This window comes from Sphingobacterium athyrii, from assembly GCF_003071065.1.
Taxonomy (GTDB): Bacteria; Bacteroidota; Bacteroidia; order Sphingobacteriales; family Sphingobacteriaceae; genus Sphingobacterium; species Sphingobacterium athyrii.
In genome coordinates, this window is sequence record NZ_QCXX01000004.1 from 146,641 (window position 1) to 168,053 (window position 21,413).

Consider the following 21,413-nt stretch of genomic DNA (forward strand, 5'->3'; position numbering starts at 1 on the left):
TATTTATATTGCTATTGAGCCATGAATGTGAAGAACGCGACAGCGAAGGAGGTAATGTTAAAACGCATACGTCAGGCACTACTTCAAAAGAACGATAATCCACATCCTAATTTCAAAGAAACACCCCTTTACAAAGAAGAGGATGAGTTGGTTGATCTTGTTTTTGTTCGCGAACTGACAGCCGCTGGCGGCAAGTTTCTTTATTGTGATGGTGAGATCGGCCTCATTGAGAATCTGATTACATTGACAGAGGTCAATAATATAAAAAATATCTATGCCTGGGAACAGGGGATCCAAAATCTGTTGAGCCCTTATGGTTTCCCATTTTTCAAAACAGAGAAAGACTTCGAGTCTGCCAATGCGAGCATTACCTCATGTGAAGCATTGATAGCACGTAATGGCAGTATTATGGTGAGCAATGCAAATGCTTCCGGACGTCGTCTGAGCATCTATCCGCCGATTCATATTGTAGTAGCAAAGGCCTCTCAATTGGTATGGGATGTGAAAGATGCCTTGGCTTATATGCAGAAACGTTATGGGCAGGAGATTCCGACGATGATTTCAACCATTACAGGGCCTTCACGAACAGCTGATATTGAGAAAAGATTAGTTTTGGGTGCTCATGGCCCAAAAGAACTCTATGTTTTACTTTTAGAAGACCGTTTCTAACCATGTTGACTTACTATTTACAACAAACTCCCGTAGCGAGTGTCATTTTCTTTTTTACGCTTGTAACGAGTATATATACCTTTTCTCATGAGCAGCTTTATGGTAAATTAATGCTCCATCCGTATAGTATCGCGCGCAAAAAACGCTTGTACACTATCCTGACAAGTGGTTTTATCCATAAAGACTGGGGGCACCTGCTGTTCAATATGATCACTTTTTATTATTTCGCATTCGGGTTGGAGCAGATGCTGGCACAGGCAAGCGTCTATGGACATCTTCTCTTCGCTGTTATCTATTTAGGCAGTCTGCTGCTGAGTGACATTCCAACCATTATTCAGCAGAAAAATAATTATGGTTATTATAGTTTGGGGGCTTCGGGAGCGATCTGTGCTGTTTTATTCAGTTACATCCTCTTTAATCCAAAGATGACTATCGGTGTGATGATGATTATTCCAATGCCCGCCTATTTATTTGCTTTCCTGTTTTTGGGGTATTGCATCTGGGCCTCCAAAAAGGCTCAGGACGGGATTAATCATGATGCGCATTTCTATGGCGCATTATCCGGATTGATTCTAACGATCATCTGTTTTCCCTGGGTCATCAAACATTGCTTAGCACAGTTTTAAAATTTCCCGCCCCAGGTTTCTTTGTCTAAATTCCTATACTGAATAGCTTCCGCAAGATGATGATTTTCTATTGAAGGGCTATTTTCCATGTCTGCAATAGTACGGGCTACTTTTAATATTCGATCGTAAGCCCGTGCAGAAAGATTCAAGCGGTCAATGGCTGTTTTAAGTAATTGCTTTTGTGATTCACCGATCTGACAGATCGCCCGGGTAAGTTTTGTGCTCATATGCGCATTACAATGAATATCGGGATAGGATTCAAATCGTTGTTTCTGGATCTTTCTTGTCTGAATGACACGATTACGAACCATCAGACTGTTTTCAATAGGACGGGAGGCGCTCAATTCTTCAAATTGCACTGGTGTGACTTCTACATGCAGATCGATGCGATCCAACAAAGGACCCGATATTTTACTTAAATACCGCTGAACGGTATTGCTGCCGCAGATACACTCCTTTTCGGGGTGGTTAAAGTACCCACAGGGACAAGGGTTCATTGCGGCTATTAACATAAAGCTGGCCGGATAATCGATGGATAATTTTGCCCGGGATATGTTGATGTTTCTGGATTCCAGTGGCTGTCTCATGACTTCAAGGACACTTCGTTTAAATTCGGGAAGCTCGTCCAGAAATAGTACGCCGTGATGCGACAAGGAGATCTCTCCAGGTTGTGGATTAGAGCCACCACCGACCATGGCGACATCAGAGATGGTATGATGTGGTGCTCGAAATGGTCGAATCGTCAGTAGAGCATCTTTAGCTTTGAGATTCCCCGAAACAGAATGAATTTTGGTTGTTTCCAGCGACTCGGCTATATTAAGCGGCGGTAGAATCGTCGGTAACCTTTTCGCGAGCATGGTCTTTCCCGCTCCCGGTGGACCTATTAAAATGACATTATGTCCTCCGGCGGCGGCTATTTCTAATGCTCTTTTAATATTTTCCTGTCCACGAACATCCGAAAAGTCAACATCATATCTATTTGTTTCGGTGTGAAAGAAGGATTGGATGTCGACTTTGGTTGGAACAATATTTTTCGAATTATTGAGAAACTGGACCACATCGCTGAGGTTTTCGACAGCGATCACATCAATTCCAGTAACGATGGCGGCTTCCAGCGCATTTTGCTGAGGAAGTATGATTCCTTTAAATCCATCATTTAATGCTTGCAAGGCGATGGATAAGACACCTCTGACGGGTTTTATACTGCCATCTAAAGACAATTCGCCTAAGATCAGGTAATGTTCCAACAGATTGCTTATTAACTGTCCGGAGGAGGCTAGTATACCGACCGCGATAGATAAATCATAGCCGGAACCTTCTTTCCTGATGTCAGCTGGTGCCAAGTTGACCACAATTTTTTGCCGTGGCATGTGAAGTTGACAGGAAGTAATGGCACTTTCAATGCGTCTGAGACTTTCTTTGACAGCATTGTCAGGAAGTCCGACGATATAATAATGTAGTCCTGTAGAAACTACGACCTCAACGGTAATGGTACACGCCTCAATTCCATAGACGGCACTACAATAGGTTTTGTTCAACATGAATTTTGTAATCGGTTGATTTAAAGATACTAAATATTAAATTATAAATAATAATGCTTTGACGAATTATTGTAAATCGATAGGGAATTGTTGGAAAATGACTATATTGTAATTGGATAGATTCTAGTAAATAATGGATAAAATGCGGTATTTGGCAAACGATTTGCTTTATAAATTGTATTATTATCGAAGACTAGATTCATCGTATAATAGAATTAGAACTTTAAAACGAAAAAGAAATGAATGACACAAGTAAAGTAGCTTTGGCGTTGTTGGCAGGTCTTGCTGCGGGTGCAGCTTTGGGAGTTTTATTTGCTCCGGATAAAGGATCAGATACAAGAGATAAGATCAATGATTCATTAAGCGATTTGAGTGATGCTATTCGTGAGAGAGCTGAAGAACAATTCGATCAGTTGAATGAATTTAAGGAAAAAATTGTCTCCACCTTAAAAGGTAAATTAAATCAGGCCGAGGAGATTGTAGACGATGATATCATCGAGCATGCATAGAGTGCAAGTTGTCCTTTGGGATGATTTGGTGAAATACATAGCATTATAGGCTATTTCAAAAGACTGAATTTAGATAATAAAGAAGTTGATATTGGACTTTTGAGATAGCCTACATAAATTTAAGATGAATGGAAGAAGAAAAATTTTCACTTAGTGGTACTTTCCAGAAAACCAAGGAGTACGTAGATTCCCAGTTTAAGCTTGTTAAATTGAAGACAATCGAGCGTTCATCGCGCCTGATTGCTAGTTTAGTAGTAGATGCGACCAAATTAATCTTTACTTTGTTTGTTATCTTTTTTTTATGTTTAGCATTGGGGTTTTGGCTAGGTGAACTATTAGGAAGCTATTCATTGGGATTCTTGGCAACAGCGGGTATTTTTATGGTGATTATCGTGATCATACGAATTTTTGAACCCGCCTTGGAGTCGAAGTTTATGGATCTTTCTATCCGCCGCTTTTTGGCCAAATGGAATGATGAAATCGAGGAAGAAGAGGAAGACTTGAAAAAAAAGGAAAAATTTGATAGAGAAGGGGCTACAAATGAATAATAAGCAGACGAAAATACGCAATTTACAAGAGCTTAAGGAAGAAATTGCTCGTTTGAAAGAACTTAAAAACGAACAGGAAGCTTACTTGAAAGCACAATTTACCTTGTTTAACAATAAGATTGAAGCTCCGGTCCGATTTTTCAATTCATTAAAAAATAATATTCCCGGAGTAAACATCGTTCAACAATTATTTGCGAAAAGCAATAATCCCGATTCGGATTGGCTGACAAAAACCCTGCGTATAGGTGTTCCGTTTATTATGAACAGACTTTTTCTGAAAAACACAGGCGTACTAAAAAAGGCGCTGATGCTGTTGTTGTCTGAACGGGCTGTCGGTCAGATCAATCAGGATAAAATCAGTGGTTTAATCAGTAAGCTCACTAACTTTATCCGTCCCAAAAAGAAGAAAAAGAAAGGCTCACAAATTGAAGGAGAAGTTCCGCTAAAGGATGAAGTCAACGAATATGGTATTCCTTCCTATAGCGAGACCTATTAAGAATCCGTTTCCTCTTTTTTCAGGAAGTCAGCATAAGCTAATTTAATTCCCTCGCGAAGATTGATTTTATGTTTCCAGCCTAATGCATGTAATTTAGATACATCCATTAATTTGCGTGGTGTTCCGTCAGGTTTACTGCTATCGAATGAGATACTGCCTTTATATCCGATAACTTCTTTAATTAACTCGGCAAGATCTTTTATGCTGAGATCTTCGCCAATACCGATATTAACAAACTGTTTTTCGTTATAATTATTCATTAGGAAGACACAGGCATCAGCCAGATCATCTGAAAAAAGAAATTCCCTTAGGGGAGTTCCGGTGCCCCAGATAACAACCTCATCCAGGTTGTTTACCTTAGCTTCATGAAATCTACGGATCAGGGCCGGTAAGACATGCGAGTTTTGCGGATGATAATTATCGTTGATACCATATAGGTTGGTTGGCATCACTGATATAAAGTTGCAGCCATATTGGTCACGAAAGGCTTCGACCATTTTAATACCAGCTATTTTGGCGATGGCGTAAGGCTCATTGGTGGGCTCAAGCGTACCTGTCAATAACAGATCCTCTTTTAAAGGCTGTGGGGCCATTTTGGGATAAATGCAACTCGAACCTAAAAACATCAATTTTGTAACTTCATTATCATAGGAGGACTTAATGACGTTATTCTGTATTGCCATATTTTCGTAGATGAAGTCCGCGCGATAGGTGTTATTCGCCATAATTCCACCGACTTTAGCCGCTGCCAAGAAGACATAATCAGGTTTCTCTTCGTTGAAAAAATCAGCAACCGCCTGTTGATTGCGCAGATCAAGTTCTTGAGACGTACGGGTCACGATGTTGTTGTACCCCAGTTCCGTTAATTTGCGATAGATTGCTGATCCGACCATTCCTCGATGGCCTGCTACGTAAATTTTAGCGTTTTTTTCCACGATAAGATATTGATTCCTGCAAATATAAGGTTATTTTTGCGGGATATTAATTAAAAAATGGGAAAGGATAAACTACGTAAATTTGCCGAAGTAGCGACTTTTGAGAATGTCATCCAGCTCGATGCCGGCAAAGAATATAAAGGAAAATGGGCGGAGAAACAATTTGGAAATGCAAACCCGGTTGTTTTGGAACTTGCCTGTGGTAAAGGGGAATATACGGTGAACTTGGCGCGCATGTTTCCGGATAAGAACTTTATCGGTATTGATTTTAAGGGCAACCGTATTTGGCGTGGCGCAAAAACTGCATTGGAAGATGGTATCAAGAATGTCGCATTTTTACGGATTCAGATTGAGACACTTCTTGAGCACTTTGCCGAAAATGAAATTGATGAAATTTGGATTACCTTTCCGGATCCACAGCCGCAGGACAGTCGCGAAAAGAAACGCTTGACAGGTCCTAAATTTTTAGACCGTTACAAGATTGTCATGAAGCCAGAAGGGATGATGAACTTAAAGACAGATAATGATGGCTTCTATGCCTATACCTTGGAGCAAATAGAGCTACAAAACTTGAAGAAATATAAAGAGACAACAGATTTGTATCGCTCGGACTTAGTCGATAATGTTTTATCAATCAAGACGTACTATGAGAAAAAGTACCTGGCCGACGATAAGAATATAAACTATGTGAAATGGAGCTTTGAGAAACGCTAATATCAAAGTTTTCATTATACTAACAAGAGGCTGTCTCAAATTTATTTGGGACAGTTTTTTTGTTTAAAAAGTCTATGAGATAGATCTGTGTGTTGTTTGTTGGTTATTTTGGAAAAAGACTCATATGAAAGAGAAAAATGAACAAAAAGTAGCTTTTTAGGCCGCTTTTTTTCTTAGATTTTGCGCTATTGCCAATAATCCCCATTCTATGGACACTTTTTCTTTACCCCGGAGCATAAATCTTCGGAACCCATGGTTCTGTTTAATGTTTGCAAAGACAGGTTCGACATCATGGCACCTCTGTTTTCGTTTGGCTACACCTACATCGCTGTTGAGCAATTCGTATGCCCTGTCCCTGTACATCTCAAGTTGCTTATTCACCCCGATGATCCTATTTCCCTGTGATTTGTGACAGGCGCCATTCAACGGGCAGTTTGTGCAGTTTTTTGCCTGATACTTTTTGATTTCCTGCCGGAAGCCTGCGGAGGTCTTTTGGTTAAATGTACCTATACAATGCATTTCCTGTCCCATTGGACAGATATAGCAATCCTGTGAAGGATTATAATGTAATTTATCTGCAGAAAATGGTTTCTTATCCCGACAGCTCTTTTTCTGCCCTTTGTCAAACATACCATATTTCACATAGCCCTCAATATTTTTTGCTGCCAGTAATGCATAGTTTTCTTCACTGCCATAACCGGCATCCGCGGTAAGGGTTCCCGGTGTTTTTCCAAAGCTGTCCTCATGTTGTTGCAAATGACCGGATAATGTTCTGGTATCTGTGGGATTGGAATGTATGGTATAATTGACAATGTATTGATTGGACGTGGATATCTGGATATTATATCCTGGTCTGAGCTGGCCATTTTTCATATGATCCTCTTTCATCCGCATAAAGGTGGCATCGGGATCTGTTTTGCTATAACTGTTTCTGTCTCCCAGGGTAGCTTCCTGCTCTTCATATTGTGCGATCTTCTCCGGATAGTTTTTGGTTACATAACGCAACTTTGCTTTCATCTTCTTATTTACCGAAGCTTTGTCGGATAAGACCCTGTTCAGCTTATCGACCGTAGCCCGGACTTTTTCGCTGTCAATTGTCGTCAGATCGGGAGGATCCGGAAGGTTGTCCTCCGACTTGGCGATACTTTGGGCGTAGTCCCATATATCTTTTAAAGCAGCTTTCATCTTTTCCTTATTGGTATGGATAGCTTTTTTCCAAACGAAAGTGTATCTGTTTGCATTAGCCTCTATCTTGGTGCCATCGGTGTAGACATCTTCTATGCTTAACAACCCTTCTTCGGCCAGGAGCTTAACAACTTCTTCAAATACACTGCGAAGTGCTTCCTTTAAGCGGACACCACGAAATCTGTTGATAGTATTATGATCGGGGTAGCTCATGCCGCTCAGCCACATGAAGTTGATGTTCTCCCGGCAGGCTGTTTCCAGTTTCCGACTGCTGTAGACATTGCTTACATAGCCAAACACCAGAACCTTCAACAGCATTTGCGGATGATAACTGGAACAGCCTTTTATCTTGTAGGCATCCAAAAGACCCTGTATGTTGATACGGTTGATCACATCGTTAACAATACGTACCGGATGTCCTTTGGAGACCAATTCGTCCAAAGTTGGAGGAATTGCCATAATCTGGTCCTGATAGTAAGGCTTAAAAGTAGATCTTTGAGATGACATATATCTTTTTTTACACTTTAAATATATGAAAATCAGTTAATTGAACCAAATTAAACATAATGAAATAATATAAAAAAGAGGCTGTCTTTTTGAGACAACCTCTTGTTGTTTTTTAGCCGGAGTAAAAAGTATCAGTAATTTAGCTCTTAGAATTTAAACCTCATTGATACTTGTACACCTTATTTGTATAAAATAATATTATCTCACCCTGCTGCTACATTGAAGTATAATTGTAGTGTTGGTACAGTATTGATGTAGTATCAATATAGTATTGTAAGCATGTAATTTAGCCAACCTTAGTGGATTTAAAATGTGTGGCTGGGAGTTTGCTTTGAGTGCCAATCGCAGTTTTTTTCTTTTGTTGTGTTTCCTTGCTATGCAATCCGCTGAGGGTTAGTTTTTTATTGGATTGTTTTCTTTTAAATAATTTCGATTTATTTCGTTTTTTGGGAAATATTAATTATTTTCGATTGTATAATAAACAAATAACCAGAACTAACAATTTTATTTGAACCTGATAATTGCAATTTGGAGCTAATTAGACTCTTTTGATATATAAAACAATATTCAAAAAGATTGTTGTATTTTCAAAAGGAAATCTAATTCGAAACAATTCTTAACACAAAGAAAACATTAAATTAAAACTAACTTTTTGTTAAGAATATATTTTTGTGCCAAATTGAAAAATTACAATCCACATTCATATCTATGTTTAGTATTAACCCTATCCAAATTAATCTGAGGCACTCCTCCTCAAAATTGCTCTTCATAGCGTTGGCGATGGCAGGCAATATGGATCTTACCGCAACAGCAGCTTCAATAAAGCATGGCGAAGCTGTACATTCGTTTAATCAAACCAAGATTAAGGTAAAAGGAAAAGTCGTAGATAATCAGACAAAGGAACCTTTGGCATCGGTATCTATCCTGGTGGGGGGGGTACCTAAAGGGACGACCGATCGAACGGGTCATTTTGAAATCGAGGTTGAAGCGGGTGCTTCGATCCGTTTTCAATTAATTGGCTATGAGTCACACACGAAGAGCTTTGCAACAGCACAGACGGATGCTCAGATTGCGTTAAATGTTACCTCTGAGGCACTGAATGAAGTCGTTGTCACAGCATTAGGTATCCAACGAGAAGAAAAAGCGCTGGGTTATTCCATTAGTACGGTAAAAGGGGAGGAATTGACAAATGCGATTTCTAACAACTGGACAGATGCGTTGACGGGTAAGGTCGCTGGCTTGAATCTGGTTAAATCTGGTGCAGGACCATTGGGGTCTAATAAAGTTATCCTACGTGGCGAAACGTCCCTGACAGGTCAAAATGATGCCTTGATTGTCGTGGATGGAATAATTATGGGGGGAGGAGTCACAATGACGGGAACAGGCAATTCTAATTATTTGGATGCTGATTCACCTGTAGATTTTGGATCATCTTTGGCCGATATTAATCCTGAGGATATCGAATCGGTTTCGGTTTTGAAGGGGCCGGGCGCCGCAGCACTATATGGGTATCGTGGTGCCCATGGCGCGGTCATTATTACAACAAAAAAAGGAAAGGGGATACAAAATAGAATCGGGGTTACCGTCAATTCGAATACAGCTATCGGAACCATTAATCGATGGCCCGATTATCAATATGAATATGGGCAGGGTGTCGTTGGACAAGACTTGTATTATTCTTACGGACAATCGGAAGATGGTGCAAGTACCTTGAGTACTTCTTCTGCCTGGGGGCCAAAATTTGATGGCCAATACTTTTACCAATACGATCCTGCTAATTATAGACTAACCCCTGCGGAACGTACGCTGTGGCGCCCGTATGAAAATAACCGAAAAGACCTGTTCCAAACGGAACTGACTTCAACAAATTCCATTAGTGTTTCAGGGTCTACGGAGAAAACAACAGCCCGTTTTTCCTATACCAATGTAAGGAATAAGTGGATTATCCCCAATATGGGCTATAATCGCCACACCATTGCAATGCAGTTTAGTAATAAAATTACAGATAAATTGAGTTTATCCACGAAGATTAACTTTAATAATAGAGGATCGGATAACCTACCCAATAGTGGCTATAATAACCAAAGCTATATGTATTTTGTCCGTGGTATCACCCCTAACATAGATGCCGCATGGTTAGATCAAAATTGGATTCCAGGCAAAGAGGGAATTGAACAAATGACACCATTCTCGGGCTTGTTAGATAATCCAAGAACAATATCCTACGATATGGTGAATGCGCAAAATAAAAATAATCTGATCGGAAATGTGCAATTGGATTATAAATTTACCAATGAGCTGAGCTTGATGCTCCGGACAGGAATTGATATGGGGTATGATAAACGTAAGCAGTCAAGACCCTTTGATACAAATAAATATGCTTTCGGTTACTATCGCGAACAGTCTATCTATGCCGAAGAGCGGAATTCAGACTTCCTTATGCAGTACAATAACCAGCGGTTGCAAGATCACCGTTTTGGTATTTCCGCAGGTGGGGCTTTAATAAATAGGAAGTATATTAAGGATGATGCAAAGGCAAATAGTTTACTTTATCCAAATCAGTATAATTTTGCTAATGCACGTGAAAGAGTACTTTATGATCCTTATCGGGAAGAATATGCCATACATAGTGTGTATGGTTTGGCCAATTATAGTTACAAGGAAAAGTACTTTATTGATTTTACAGGTCGGGTAGACTGGGCGAGTACGCTAGCCTCACCAAAGAGAAATGAGGTTGCCTGGTTCTTTTATCCATCTGTTAACACGAGTTTTATCTTAAGCCAGATTTTTGAACTGCCAAAATCAATCAACTATTGGAAATTACGGGCTTCCATAGCTGGGGTCGGTGGCGGTGGTACAGAGCCCTATGGAAATTCCTATGCGTATCAAAGCGCGATTGGGTTTAATGGCGGGCTTACTAACCCGACAACGGTGCCTGATGAGAACTTACAACCAGAGCGTACAACTTCCTATGAATTGGGAACAGATTTTCGAATGTTTAAAGACCGGATTAAGCTAGATCTTACCGTATATAGTACTACCACTGATAAACAGCTGATTAAGCCTCCTGTGGATCCGTCAAGTGGATATCGGCTCCGATATACCAATGCAGGAGAAGTTCGAAGTAAGGGGATTGAGATCGCTTTATCGGGGGATATATTGAAAAGCCAAGATAAGCTGAACTGGAATATGTATGGAAACTTTACCCATTACGATTCTAAGGTGTTGTCTATTCCTGCTGCTTTCGAAGGGCAGCTTGTGCTGTCGACCTTATTTGGTAGTCGAGGTTCAGTTGTCGCAATTCCTGATCGTCGATTTGGAGATATTTGGGGTTTAGGTTATGAAAGAAACTCCGAGGGAAAGATCGTTTACGAGGGTGGCGTTCCTGTATTGACTCAAGATAATATCTATATCGGCAATCCAAATCCAACGACGAAATTCGGTTGGGGGAATGAATTTAAATATAAAGGTTTCCGATTTAATTTTTTATTTGACGGACAGTTTGGTGGTGTAGGTTATTCATTGACACATGCGGTGTTAATGGAGGAAGGAAAGTTGAAGAAAACGCTACCCGGACGGTATAATGGAATTATCGGTGACGGTGTTGTGCGGAATCCGGATGGCAGCTATAGCAAAAATACAGTGGTTGCAGAAGCCGGTGATTACTATGCCAGACATTTCAACCGTGATAATATTGAGTCCAATACATTCTCAACAGACTTTATTAAACTCAGAGAAGTGCGTTTGGACTACGCATTGCCCAAATCTTTTTTAAGCCGTTACAAAATTGAAAAAGCATCTATTGGTGTATATGGGCGGGATCTGTTCGTTTTTACTAAATGGCCGGCTTTTGATCCAGAGTTCGCTTCTTTGACTTCCAGTGGTATTGAAAAAGGAGCTGAAATAGCTCAGTTTCCTTCGACGCGGACAATGGGCGTAAATCTATCGTTTTCATTTTAACTATTGACATTATGAAGAAACATATTCGTATAGCAAGTCTACTGATGCTTGGAAGTTTGGCATTCCAAAGCTGTACCAAGGATTTTGTAGAAAAGAATACCAATCCCAATGCCGTTGCGGCAGCGGCACCCCAGAGCCTATTAGCCCCCGCATTGGTCAGTCTGCTGAGCACTAATCTATCGCGCAATTTACGGATTAACAATGAATTGATGCAGGTTACGGTTACCGTAAACGATAATTTGGAAATACAGCGCTACGAGATTAGGCCATCTGAATCAGAGTCAAGCTGGTCCGGCTGGTATGTGCAATTGACCAATATCCGAGATATGTACCAAAAAGCACTTGCCGGTCAACAGAAAGGTTATCAAACATATCAGGGAATCTCCCTGATACTGGATGCCTGGGTGAGCTCGCTGATCACCGACATGTATGGTGATGTGCCTTATTTTGATAGTAACAAAGGTTTTTCCGAGAATAATCTCACGCCAAAATTTGATAAACAGGAGGATATCTATAAGGATATTTTCCGAAAACTGGAGGAAGCCAACGGCTTATTGAAAGAGAAGGTGGCGGTTGAGTCGGCCAATACGGCAATGGATCCAATTTATAATTCAGATCCGGAAAAATGGCGCAAATTTGGAAATTCCTTGTATTTGCGGTTACTTTTGCGGGTTGCACATAAAACGGAAACGAATGCTACTGTAAAGATCAAGGAGATATTAGAAACCAATGCGGCTGAATATCCAATTATGCAAAGTAACGCCGAAACAGCGGCATTGTATTATACTAATGTGCAGCCGTATATGAATCCCAATTTCACAATGCGGGATTTCGATTTTAACCGTTCAAAAGGCTATGCTGAATTTTTGATTAATAATCTTATGGACCTTGGTGATCCACGTCTTAAGATATGGGCTACGGAGGCTACCTTAGGCGTATATGGCGGTATGCAGTCGGGCTACAAAAGAGGTAATGTCCCTGAGATTCAATCAACACTGCAGCTCGCCTTAAAATCTGAGGCTCGTATGGGGAATATCATGAATTATGCCGAATTGCAATTTATTATCGCCGAATGTGGCATCAGAGGTTATGCTAATGTCGATGCTTCAGCCGCAAATTTAAAGGGTGTAAATGCAGCTATGGAATTTTGGGGAACAATAGCACCGGAAACTTATCTAACAAATCCAAAAGTAGCTTTTTCCAGCACTGATCCCGAAACTGAAAAACTAAAAAAAGTACATCTACAAAAGTATTTTGCCATGATGTTTACTGATTTTCAACAATGGTATGAATACCGTCGAACCCAACTATTGGATCTGTACAAAGGTCCTGGCTTATTAAATAATGGAAAAATGCCGATTAGGTTAAATTATCCAATTATTGTTCAGTCTCTTAACAGAGAAAATTACCAAGAAGCTGTTAGTCGTATGGGCGGGGATGGAATCAACGAAAAAATGTGGTGGCAACCTACAATCAATTAGTGCATGAAAAAGTTAAAGTTAGTAATATGGGCCGTGTTGGCGATGTCAACGCTCCTGACAGGTTGTAAAGAAGACGTCAATGAGTCTATTGGGGAATTAAATCCTGAAATATCATTATATACATTACGTAGTCTTCACAAGAATATGGATTTGCAGCTTAATGAATCCAATGCACTAGGCGCCAAGTATGTTAAGGCACTTGTGGTCTCACGTGCGGAGAATAAGAACTTGCCCGAAAATACTATTGCCGTTCAGAATATCTGGCGAAACCAACGAAGAGGAATATTGGTTGAAGTCACTGATGCTTCAAGCTTTAAATTTGGCGACTCTGTTCAGATCAATATTAATGGAACAAAATTAACCAAGAAATCGGGTTTAATGTTTTTATCTGCAGTGAATAATCAACAGGTCACTGTCTTCGCATCAAATAAGAATGTTGCCCCATTGCCGGTGTCGGTCGCAAATTTAAAGGCAAAATTTGAGGAATTTGAATCGACTTATATTAATGTTACGGCAGAAGTTGATCCTGAACCTGCTGCAGGGACTGCATTAAAAGGCGAGAGGACTTTGATTGACGGAGATAAAAATGAAATTACCTTGCATACAGAGAATGATGCAACATTTGCGGGACAGCCTATTGCTCCAAGTGCCTCTTTTAGAGGAATAGCATTTAGAGAAGGGGATAAGCTGCAGATTCGTATGCAGGACTATTCCGACATGGCTTTCGCGAGCGGCAAATTATATGCTGGATGGCCAGAGACTTTTGATGCTGTAGACGCGAGTGTGAAAGGAAGTTACGATATGGGTGAAAAGAATGACGTGTCTTTCCCAACTGGGCAATGGAAGTTATATCAGGCAATATTGGGTACTACTGCTGGTCGTGACCGTATTGTCTCGGGTAAAAATGCGATACGTATGCAACAAAACTTAAGCGTGGATGGTTATGTGCAGATGAATTTTGATGTACCAAATGGCGCTTCCAAAGTGACACTTTGGTATGGTTCTTATTGGACGGATCGTTCCTGTACCTTTAAGTTGGAGTATTCTACGGATCAAGGTGCAACATGGATACAAACAGGTGAATCCATAGCAGATGCGCACACCACGACTGAAAGTATGAATTCAAAGCAAGCTGTATTCTTAATGAATGTCCAAGGAGCTGTTCGCTTCAGGGTTACTAAACTCGGTCTCGGAACGAGTAATAATGTCATTAATAATGGAAGACTAGGTCTGGATGATATTGCGATCTATAAGAGCTATTAGATCGAATCGTTGATCCTATAAAAGCCCTGTGTAGTTAACACTCCACAGGGCTTTCTGTTGTTGGCATATATTTTCTAAACTCTTCATAAAAAATCGTTATCTTCATCGTAACTATAAACGAAGACTTATGAACTTAACAGACTTAGTTACAGGCGGAGTTGGCTCGAAAGCAATAGAAGCCATTTCTAAAATGACAGGCATCAGTGAATCCAAAGCAAAATGGATCGTTGCAGCGGCCGTTCCTTTAATGATCGCAGCATTGAATTACAATGCGAAAAACAAAGGTCAATCGGAAAACATCGACAAAGCGATCGATCAACATAGCGGTGGCGGTATCTTCGATAAAATAGGTGATTTATTTGGTCAGGGCGGATCTGACGACGGGAACAAGATTGTCAACCATATGTTTGGGCAAAATACAGAAGTAGTGACGCAGAATATTGCCGATAAAGCGGGTATCAGTTCTGCTCAGGTAACCGGTGTTTTGGCAACACTCGCGCCTATAGTCATGGGATATCTAGGTCAACAAAAACAGGCGTCCAGCGGTGGCGGCATTGGTGATCTGATAGGTTCTGTTTTGGGCGGCGGAGGTCAAAGTGCCGGCGGTGGTATGCTAGGGGGGATCCTTGGTTCATTTTTAGGTGGTGGACAAGAAGAGTCCGCACAGGAAACACCACAAGCTTCTGCAGGGGGGAGTATGACTGACGTGTTGGGTGGTTTGGCCGGTAGCTTCTTTGACAAAAGTAACGATGGTCAATCCAAGGGAAATATTCTCGATTCAATCGCTGGAATGTTTGCGAAGTAAGGTAATCTTAAAATATAAAAAAGTCGGAAACTGAACAGTTCCCGACTTTTTTATGTTTTATAGAATTAATTTTCGACCTTTACTTTAGGTGGGAAATTCTTATGTTTTCTCTTGCTGATTTTGTCTACATTGACAGGTTGTGGTATCTTTACATAGTATCCTGTTCCATCGTATTCCCGTTTATTTGGACTTTCCTTACAGGCATCCGAACAACAGCCGTCCATTTCCCAGCCACATTCATCACATTGGGTAAAATGCTCATTACATACCGGATTGGCACAGTTGATCATCTTAGTCGTCTGTTTACCACAATTGAAGCAGGTCGATACGACAGATGGATTGACCGAATTGACATCTACCGTGACACGATTGTCAAATACATAGCACTGTCCTTCGAAATCTTCGCCACCCGCTTCTTTGCCATATTTAATGATCCCGCCGTGTAATTGGTAGACATCTTCAAATCCTTCTTTTAATAATAAGGCAGAAGCTTTTTCACATTTGATACCGCCCGTACAATACGTCAATATTTTTTTTCCTCTATATTGTTCCAGTTCTTTGATCTTTTCTGGAAACTCGCGGAAATTATCAATGTCCAAGGTCACTGCATTTTTAAAGCGCCCTACACTATGTTCGTAGTTTGAACGTACATCCAATACTACGACATCTTCCTGATCTTTCATCGCCAAGAAATCTTTTGGCTCCAGATGCACACCTGTTTGGCGGTTTGGATCGATTTCTTTAGGGTCTCTTAAACCGGAATGCACGATTTCTGCTTTGTAACGGCAATGCATCTTGATAAAAGAGGGCTCTTCAACATGATCGATTTTAAATTCTGTTTTGTTAAAACGACCATCCGCATAAATTGCATCCATATACTGCTGACATGCTTCAGTAGTGCCCGAAACAGTACCATTCAAGCCTTCGTCAGCGACGATGATACGTCCTACTAAGTCAAGTGATTTACAAAATTCAAGGTGGTCAGCCGCAAATTGTTCTGCGTTTTCGATAGGGCTGTAACAATAGTACAGCAATGTTTGATATTGTGTCATGATATTCATTGATACCGCTGCAAACGGCGTTTAATGCAAAAATAAATTCACTGCAAAGCTACGAAAAATAATAAATGGATGAAAATGACCTTCGTCACCTTTTCTTCAAAGGCTCCAGGAGGTATTCCAGCCCATTTAGCTTGATCTCGTACAGTGTGGCCAGTTGTTGGCCTAATTTGCCCTTGGGAAATCCTTTTTGATTGTACCAGACCAAATAGGGTTCCGGGAGATTACACAACGTGTAGCCTTGATATTTGCCAAAAGGCATTTTAACTGTTACAAGTTCAGTGAGAATTTCGGGATTTAGCATTAGTCTTGGGGTTTTCCGTAATTAATGCGGTACCAGATCGCTTTTAAAGCGATAATCCCATGATTGAATAAATTGGGAATGGTGCCGTAATAGTGTTTGAAGATGGCGAAGCGTTCTTTTAGCGACTCCTTATGTTTCTGTTTTGACATCCCACCGACGAGATAACGCGCTACATATTGATGCGCATTAACAGATTTATTTGCCTTCTTAGCACAGCGGATGACCCAATCTATATCCGCGCATAGTTTGTAATTGAGGTCATAGGGTTCTGCAATACTTCGCTTGATATAGATCGCCTGATGACAGATATTCATGCCATAGCGAAAGCTCTTCCAGTCAAAATTTGCGGGTACTTTATGTCTTCGTTCACCAATAATATTTCTATCCTCGTCTATTAGAATGGTTTCACCGTAGAGGATATCGGCATCATTACTGAGTTTCGCCAAGTTTTCGATGCTATTGAGATCGTATATTTCATCGCCCGAATTCAGAAAAAGAACATATTCACCTGTCGCCAGAGCCAAGCCTTTGTTCATTGCATCATAAATGCCCTTGTCTTTTTCGGATAGTAAAACCGCAATTTTGTCCTGATATTTATGGATAACTGCCAATGTACCATCGGATGATTCCCCGTCAATGACGATGTATTCAATATTGTCGTAAGTCTGGTTAACAACCGATGTAATGGTGTGCTCAATATCCCGCACATTATTGTAAACGACAGTGATAATTGAAAATTTTGGATGAGCAGCCATGTCTATTTATTGAATTCGTTAATTTTTTTCTTGAGGAACCGGATGCCCCGCCTGAGTAAAGAACCTTTCCGATGTGCATAGAAATATTTTATAGCATCATAGGCCTGCTTATTCTCCGCTATTTCTGTTGGAAAAAAAACTACAGGATGATCAGCCAATGTAACCTGATAGGTTGATTCTGCAGCCGTATGGGTGCCTGAACCATCATTGCCGATATTCTGTGTCATCGAATTCCTCGGATACAAAACTAGTCCATTTTTTTTGAATACCGAAGCGTACCAACGGATTGCCCAGGAATTGATCTTTCCACTGCGAAGTTCCTGTACCTGCTTCCAAAAGTTCTCTTTTCCTTCAATACTGAATTGGTGAATCTGTTCCTCCGAAAAATCAGAAACAAGCTCATCTATGTCTGGGTTAAAATGTTGCCACGCACGATCCCATGTTGCCCAGCTCCAGCTATTGGCGACCCGAAAGAAAAATGTTTCAGGAAGCTGATTCAGGTTTTGTACCGGGTAACCGTAGCCACTGATCTGCATGACCTGTTCATCTTCCCGATAACGGTCTAGCGCCTTGTTAAAATAATCAAGCGCAAATGAAGATGTTTCAAGATCGTCTTCTAAAACGATAATCTGCCCATGTTCATGCACAACTTTGGTGACACCATCAATCACATTCGCAGCCAGTCCCCAATTTTTGTCCCTTTCGACAATTTTAATCTGTTTAAAATGCCAGGGTTTTTTAATAATCCTACGGACCTCATCCACAGCCTCAATCGCGCGCTCATCTTTGGCCGCATCCGAATAGATATAGAGGATCGTCTGATCCGCATACTGGTTTTTCTCAAGTGTTGTGAGTGTCTTCAGCGTATGTGCCGGACGATTATACACAAAGAGTAAAACTGGAGCAAGACTGTTCATCTATCGAAAAATTTTGTTAAATGCTTTTTTATTAGCCTGACGGGTATCACGGACTGCTCCGGTCGTACCCAATAGTCTAAGAGCAATATTGAAATAACTTCTTGTTTCAAAAATACGACCTTTACTTAAAGAAGACAGCATTTTCTTTACGCTCGCTAATATAGCCATCGAAAAAGCTTTTGTGAACGTATAATTGATATTGCAATATTCTGTCAGATGATAGACGAATTCGCTCTTTAGAAAAGCTTTGCGATCTACTTGGCGCTGCTGTCTGTCGTGATAAGCCTTGGCATCTTCGGCCAACACAAAGTTCAATCCATAATAATAGATGCGGTTGGCATAATCTTTATCTTCTCCATAATGGAAGAAAATTGGAGAAAACCCCCCTACTTTTTTGATGACAGCTTTTGGTATCAACCAAAAAGCAGCGTTGACGAATGAACAGGTTCGATAGGAGTTTTCAAGCTGTGTATGCTTCGTATAGACTGAGAATCCATGGTCGAGTTTTTCCTCCGTACCATCATAGTGGATGGGGGAAATAATTCCAATGTTTGTGGTGTTTACCTTGATTAGGTTGGCTATGCAGTTCCGATCTATCCAGGCGTCCTGATTGACCAAAAAGGCGTAATCATAATCTTCTTCCAGGGCGATGGCCAACCCCATGTTGTTGGCCTTTCCAAAACCGAGGTTTTCGGGGCTTTCTATTAGTCTGACTGTAGGATAAGTTTCTTTGATGATATGAGTAGTATGATCCCTTGAGTTATTATCTATAACAAGGATATCCGTTTGATGGCTTGATGCTAACAAGCTGGGTAAGCACTTGTGAATCCAGGGTTCAAAATTATAAGAAACGATTATGGTGAGAATCCTGGCCATCTATTTTTTTCGTATAACTGTGATGAAATAGCTGAATAATTCAAGCAAAATACTCGGCTTAAAGATTCTATTGACGATGATATATGCACATACGGCGACAGCAATAGTACTTGCAAACCGAAGGTACAGGTTGGCAATAGATGCAGTGACGTAATGTGCAGCCAAACAGCTGATAGCGGCTAGTACAGCATACGAAAAAACATCCTGAATCAGATAGCCTAATGAATAGGTCATATAGGGTTTGGCCGAAGCGTACCAGACAAATATCCATAGCGCGTTTAATCCGGAGGTCAATGCGATAAGCGTTTCGATACCCAGTGATTTTCCAAAAACTAAAATTGCAATTTGAAGTAAACCAAAAGCAACGATATTGCGCATATAGACCTGGGATTTCCCTTTGCTGATAATCAGGCTAGAGAAGACATTGCTTACTGAGTCAAAAGCCGCACCGATACAGAAAATCTGAAGAAATATCGCGCTCTGTAGCCATTTTTCCGTGATCGTTATTACAATAAAATCTTGTGCAACTGTGGTTAAGCCAAAGAGCATTGGGAAAGCCAGGAAAGCTGTAAAGGAGATGAGTTTGCGAAATACCCTTACCTGTCGATCTTTTTCATGTTCGATTTCCCGCAGGATCGGCTGTGTGACATTATTGACCATATTGGTCAAAATAGACTGAGCCATTTGGCTCCATTTATTAGGATTTATCGTATAGCCGAGCTCTTTTTCGGTATAATGCGTTCCAAGAACAGCGGCATAGACATTTTTATTGATATAGATGAATATATTGGTAACCAATATTTTGCTGCTAAAGCCGAAAATATCGCGTATCGGTTGAAAATCAAAGGTAAAGTTAGGCCTGAATTTGGAGAAATACCAAAAGCCCAACATATTGAAACCACTATAGGAGACAATCTGAACGGCAAAAGCCCAATAAGCATAGTCCTGATAGGCTAAGTAGACTCCAATACTGTTGGATGCGATAAGGGCCAGCGTCCCTGTAATTACTCTCTCTTTGATTTTTAAATTCCGGAAGAGATATGCATTGTGGGCTACCCCAAAACTGCCTAGCCAAAAAGAAAGAAAGGTGAAGCGGCTCAGATCAACCAGTATCGGTTGATCGTAATGTAAAGCAATCAGGGGAGCCGCAAAGAATAATACAATATAAATTAATGTGCCTATTCCAACACTTGTCCAGAATACGGCATTATAATCTTTATGCTGCACTTCTTTCTTGTTGACGATACCATATATAAATCCACTTTCTTGGAAAGCGGACGCCAGTACAGAAAAAATTGTAATCAAACCGATTAAACCATAATCCTCCGGTTCCAGTTTACGGTTTAGCAGGATGCCGAAACCGAATCCCAAAAACTGCTGGATAATACTGGCCATGCCGCCCCACAGCAGTCCTTTTGTTGTTTTTGATTTTAAAGAGTCATTTTCCGTTTGCGATGACATGCTAAATTAAATGAGCGGCAATATTAAAGTATTGCAATTGTATTCGCAAATTCTTTTAAGGAAACATCGGTCGGATTGATATCGGTAATCAAATAAGAAATATCACGTAAGGGTACTACTTTCATTTTTTGAACGGAATTAAGTTTCTCCGCAATACTGAGTATAGCAACCTTTTTGGAGCATTTGATCATTGCGCGTTTGATCTGCACCACCTCCCAGTCCGAGTCAGTAACACCGTCTTCTACAGAAAGTGAATTGGTTCCTAATAGACAGAGGTCTACCTTTAAATCTGCTAATTCATTGGCTACCTGTGCGCCAGACACAATATTTGTATTACGTGAAAGCTTTCCGCCGACCAAGATCACCTCGAGATTAGGTTTCTCTGCGAGCTCCAATGCGACTAGTGGACTGATGGTAAAAAAGGTACATTGAAGATGATCCGGAATTGTCCGCGCCAGCTCGATCAGGGTCGTTCCCCCGCCAACAAGTACTGTCATACCATTGGAGATCAGAGTGCTTGCCTTTTTTGCAATTTCTTTCTTCGCTTCTTTTGCGTAGACATTTCCATCCTGAAAAGGAAATTGAAAGGACTTGGAGAGTGCTCCACCATAGACTTTTAAAACTTTGCCGTTTTCTGCGAGCTCGTTCAGGTCACGTCGGATGGTATCTTCGGATACATTGAGTTGAACACTTAAATCTGAAGATAAAACTTTGTTATGTAGATTGATCTGATGTATAATAAATGCTTGTCTTTCTTCCTTTAACATTGGTCTTTGGTTTTAATCGGAATTTCTAAACTAATT

At 40.5% G+C, this 21,413-nt stretch carries 20 protein-coding genes; 10 read left to right on the forward strand and 10 right to left on the reverse strand.

Features of this window, described 5'->3' with window-relative positions:
* Positions 1–21 precede the first annotated feature (21 nt).
* The gene (locus DCO56_RS15355) at positions 22–669 is read left to right on the forward strand and encodes a LutC/YkgG family protein (protein ID WP_104383578.1); all 648 of its coding nucleotides are present in this window, start codon (positions 22–24) and stop codon (positions 667–669) included.
* A gap of 2 nt (positions 670–671) precedes the next feature.
* Entirely contained in the window at positions 672–1,295 is a 624-nt protein-coding gene (locus DCO56_RS15360; RefSeq protein WP_108634659.1) for a rhomboid family intramembrane serine protease, read from the forward strand.
* Here the strand turns inward: DCO56_RS15360 and DCO56_RS15365 are convergent.
* Entirely contained in the window at positions 1,292–2,836 is a 1,545-nt protein-coding gene (locus DCO56_RS15365) for a YifB family Mg chelatase-like AAA ATPase (RefSeq protein ID WP_108634660.1), read from the reverse strand. The two genes, DCO56_RS15360 and DCO56_RS15365, sit on opposite strands and share 4 nt — an antisense overlap.
* A gap of 239 nt (positions 2,837–3,075) precedes the next feature.
* Between DCO56_RS15365 and DCO56_RS15370 the strand changes: the two genes are divergently transcribed.
* The 3 genes from DCO56_RS15370 (at position 3,076) to DCO56_RS15380 (ending at position 4,389) form a co-directional block, all read left to right on the forward strand.
* Positions 3,076–3,345: a YtxH domain-containing protein gene (locus tag DCO56_RS15370; protein WP_104383581.1), complete on the forward strand. Its 270-nt coding sequence runs from the start codon at positions 3,076–3,078 to the stop codon at positions 3,343–3,345.
* A 128-nt stretch (positions 3,346–3,473) separates the two neighbouring features.
* A complete protein-coding gene (locus DCO56_RS15375) occupies positions 3,474–3,893 on the forward strand; it encodes a hypothetical protein (RefSeq protein WP_108634661.1) in 420 nt (139 codons plus the stop codon).
* The gene (locus DCO56_RS15380) at positions 3,886–4,389 is read left to right on the forward strand and encodes a hypothetical protein (RefSeq protein ID WP_108634662.1); all 504 of its coding nucleotides are present in this window, start codon (positions 3,886–3,888) and stop codon (positions 4,387–4,389) included. The genes DCO56_RS15375 and DCO56_RS15380 overlap by 8 nt, the downstream gene beginning before the upstream one ends.
* Here DCO56_RS15380 and fcl read toward each other — a convergent pair.
* Positions 4,386–5,324 (reverse strand): GDP-L-fucose synthase, encoded by a 939-nt coding sequence (gene fcl / locus DCO56_RS15385; protein WP_108634663.1) that lies wholly within the window; start codon positions 5,322–5,324, stop codon positions 4,386–4,388. The two genes, DCO56_RS15380 and fcl, sit on opposite strands and share 4 nt — an antisense overlap.
* A 57-nt stretch (positions 5,325–5,381) precedes the next feature.
* Here fcl and trmB point away from each other — a divergent pair, with 57 nt between their 5' ends.
* Positions 5,382–6,038 (forward strand): tRNA (guanosine(46)-N7)-methyltransferase TrmB, encoded by a 657-nt coding sequence (gene trmB, locus DCO56_RS15390; RefSeq protein ID WP_108634664.1) that lies wholly within the window; start codon positions 5,382–5,384, stop codon positions 6,036–6,038.
* Between the two features lie 156 nt (positions 6,039–6,194).
* Here trmB and DCO56_RS15395 read toward each other — a convergent pair whose 3' ends face one another.
* A complete protein-coding gene (locus DCO56_RS15395) occupies positions 6,195–7,730 on the reverse strand; it encodes an IS1182 family transposase (RefSeq protein ID WP_108634665.1) in 1,536 nt (511 codons plus the stop codon).
* 708 nt (positions 7,731–8,438) lie between these two features.
* Between DCO56_RS15395 and DCO56_RS15400 the strand changes: the two genes are divergently transcribed.
* From DCO56_RS15400 to DCO56_RS15415, 4 genes are all read left to right on the forward strand, one after another.
* Positions 8,439–11,690, forward strand: coding sequence for a SusC/RagA family TonB-linked outer membrane protein (locus DCO56_RS15400; RefSeq protein WP_108634666.1), 3,252 nt, complete (start codon positions 8,439–8,441; stop codon positions 11,688–11,690).
* 11 nt (positions 11,691–11,701) lie between these two features.
* The gene (locus DCO56_RS15405) at positions 11,702–13,171 is read left to right on the forward strand and encodes a SusD/RagB family nutrient-binding outer membrane lipoprotein (RefSeq protein ID WP_108634667.1); all 1,470 of its coding nucleotides are present in this window, start codon (positions 11,702–11,704) and stop codon (positions 13,169–13,171) included.
* A 3-nt stretch (positions 13,172–13,174) separates the two neighbouring features.
* Positions 13,175–14,434, forward strand: coding sequence for a DUF5689 domain-containing protein (locus DCO56_RS15410; protein ID WP_108634668.1), 1,260 nt, complete (start codon positions 13,175–13,177; stop codon positions 14,432–14,434).
* A 127-nt stretch (positions 14,435–14,561) separates the two neighbouring features.
* The gene (locus DCO56_RS15415) at positions 14,562–15,239 is read left to right on the forward strand and encodes a DUF937 domain-containing protein (RefSeq protein ID WP_108634669.1); all 678 of its coding nucleotides are present in this window, start codon (positions 14,562–14,564) and stop codon (positions 15,237–15,239) included.
* Positions 15,240–15,304: 65 nt separating this feature from the next.
* On the opposite strand, the gene trhO is transcribed toward DCO56_RS15415, so the two are convergent.
* The 7 genes from trhO to DCO56_RS15450 all read right to left on the reverse strand — a co-directional run bounded on the left by trhO (position 15,305) and on the right by DCO56_RS15450 (position 21,377).
* The gene (gene trhO, locus DCO56_RS15420; RefSeq protein WP_108635105.1) at positions 15,305–16,291 is read right to left on the reverse strand and encodes an oxygen-dependent tRNA uridine(34) hydroxylase TrhO; all 987 of its coding nucleotides are present in this window, start codon (positions 16,289–16,291) and stop codon (positions 15,305–15,307) included.
* A 94-nt stretch (positions 16,292–16,385) separates the two neighbouring features.
* On the reverse strand, positions 16,386–16,601 hold the full coding sequence (locus DCO56_RS15425; RefSeq protein WP_046673143.1) for a DUF3820 family protein: 216 nt from the start codon (positions 16,599–16,601) through the stop codon (positions 16,386–16,388).
* Entirely contained in the window at positions 16,601–17,356 is a 756-nt protein-coding gene (locus tag DCO56_RS15430; RefSeq protein WP_108634670.1) for a glycosyltransferase family 2 protein, read from the reverse strand. Before DCO56_RS15430 ends, DCO56_RS15425 begins: the two co-directional genes overlap by 1 nt.
* Positions 17,357–17,358: 2 nt before the next feature.
* Complete coding sequence (locus DCO56_RS15435; protein WP_108634671.1) at positions 17,359–18,273, reverse strand: glycosyltransferase; 915 nt, start codon at positions 18,271–18,273, stop codon at positions 17,359–17,361.
* Positions 18,274–19,149, reverse strand: a complete 876-nt coding sequence (locus DCO56_RS15440; RefSeq protein ID WP_108634672.1) for a glycosyltransferase family 2 protein — start codon at positions 19,147–19,149, stop codon at positions 18,274–18,276.
* Positions 19,150–20,610 (reverse strand): lipopolysaccharide biosynthesis protein, encoded by a 1,461-nt coding sequence (locus DCO56_RS15445; RefSeq protein ID WP_108634673.1) that lies wholly within the window; start codon positions 20,608–20,610, stop codon positions 19,150–19,152.
* Between the two features lie 23 nt (positions 20,611–20,633).
* On the reverse strand, positions 20,634–21,377 hold the full coding sequence (locus DCO56_RS15450) for a DeoR/GlpR family DNA-binding transcription regulator (protein ID WP_108634674.1): 744 nt from the start codon (positions 21,375–21,377) through the stop codon (positions 20,634–20,636).
* Positions 21,378–21,413 lie beyond the last annotated feature (36 nt).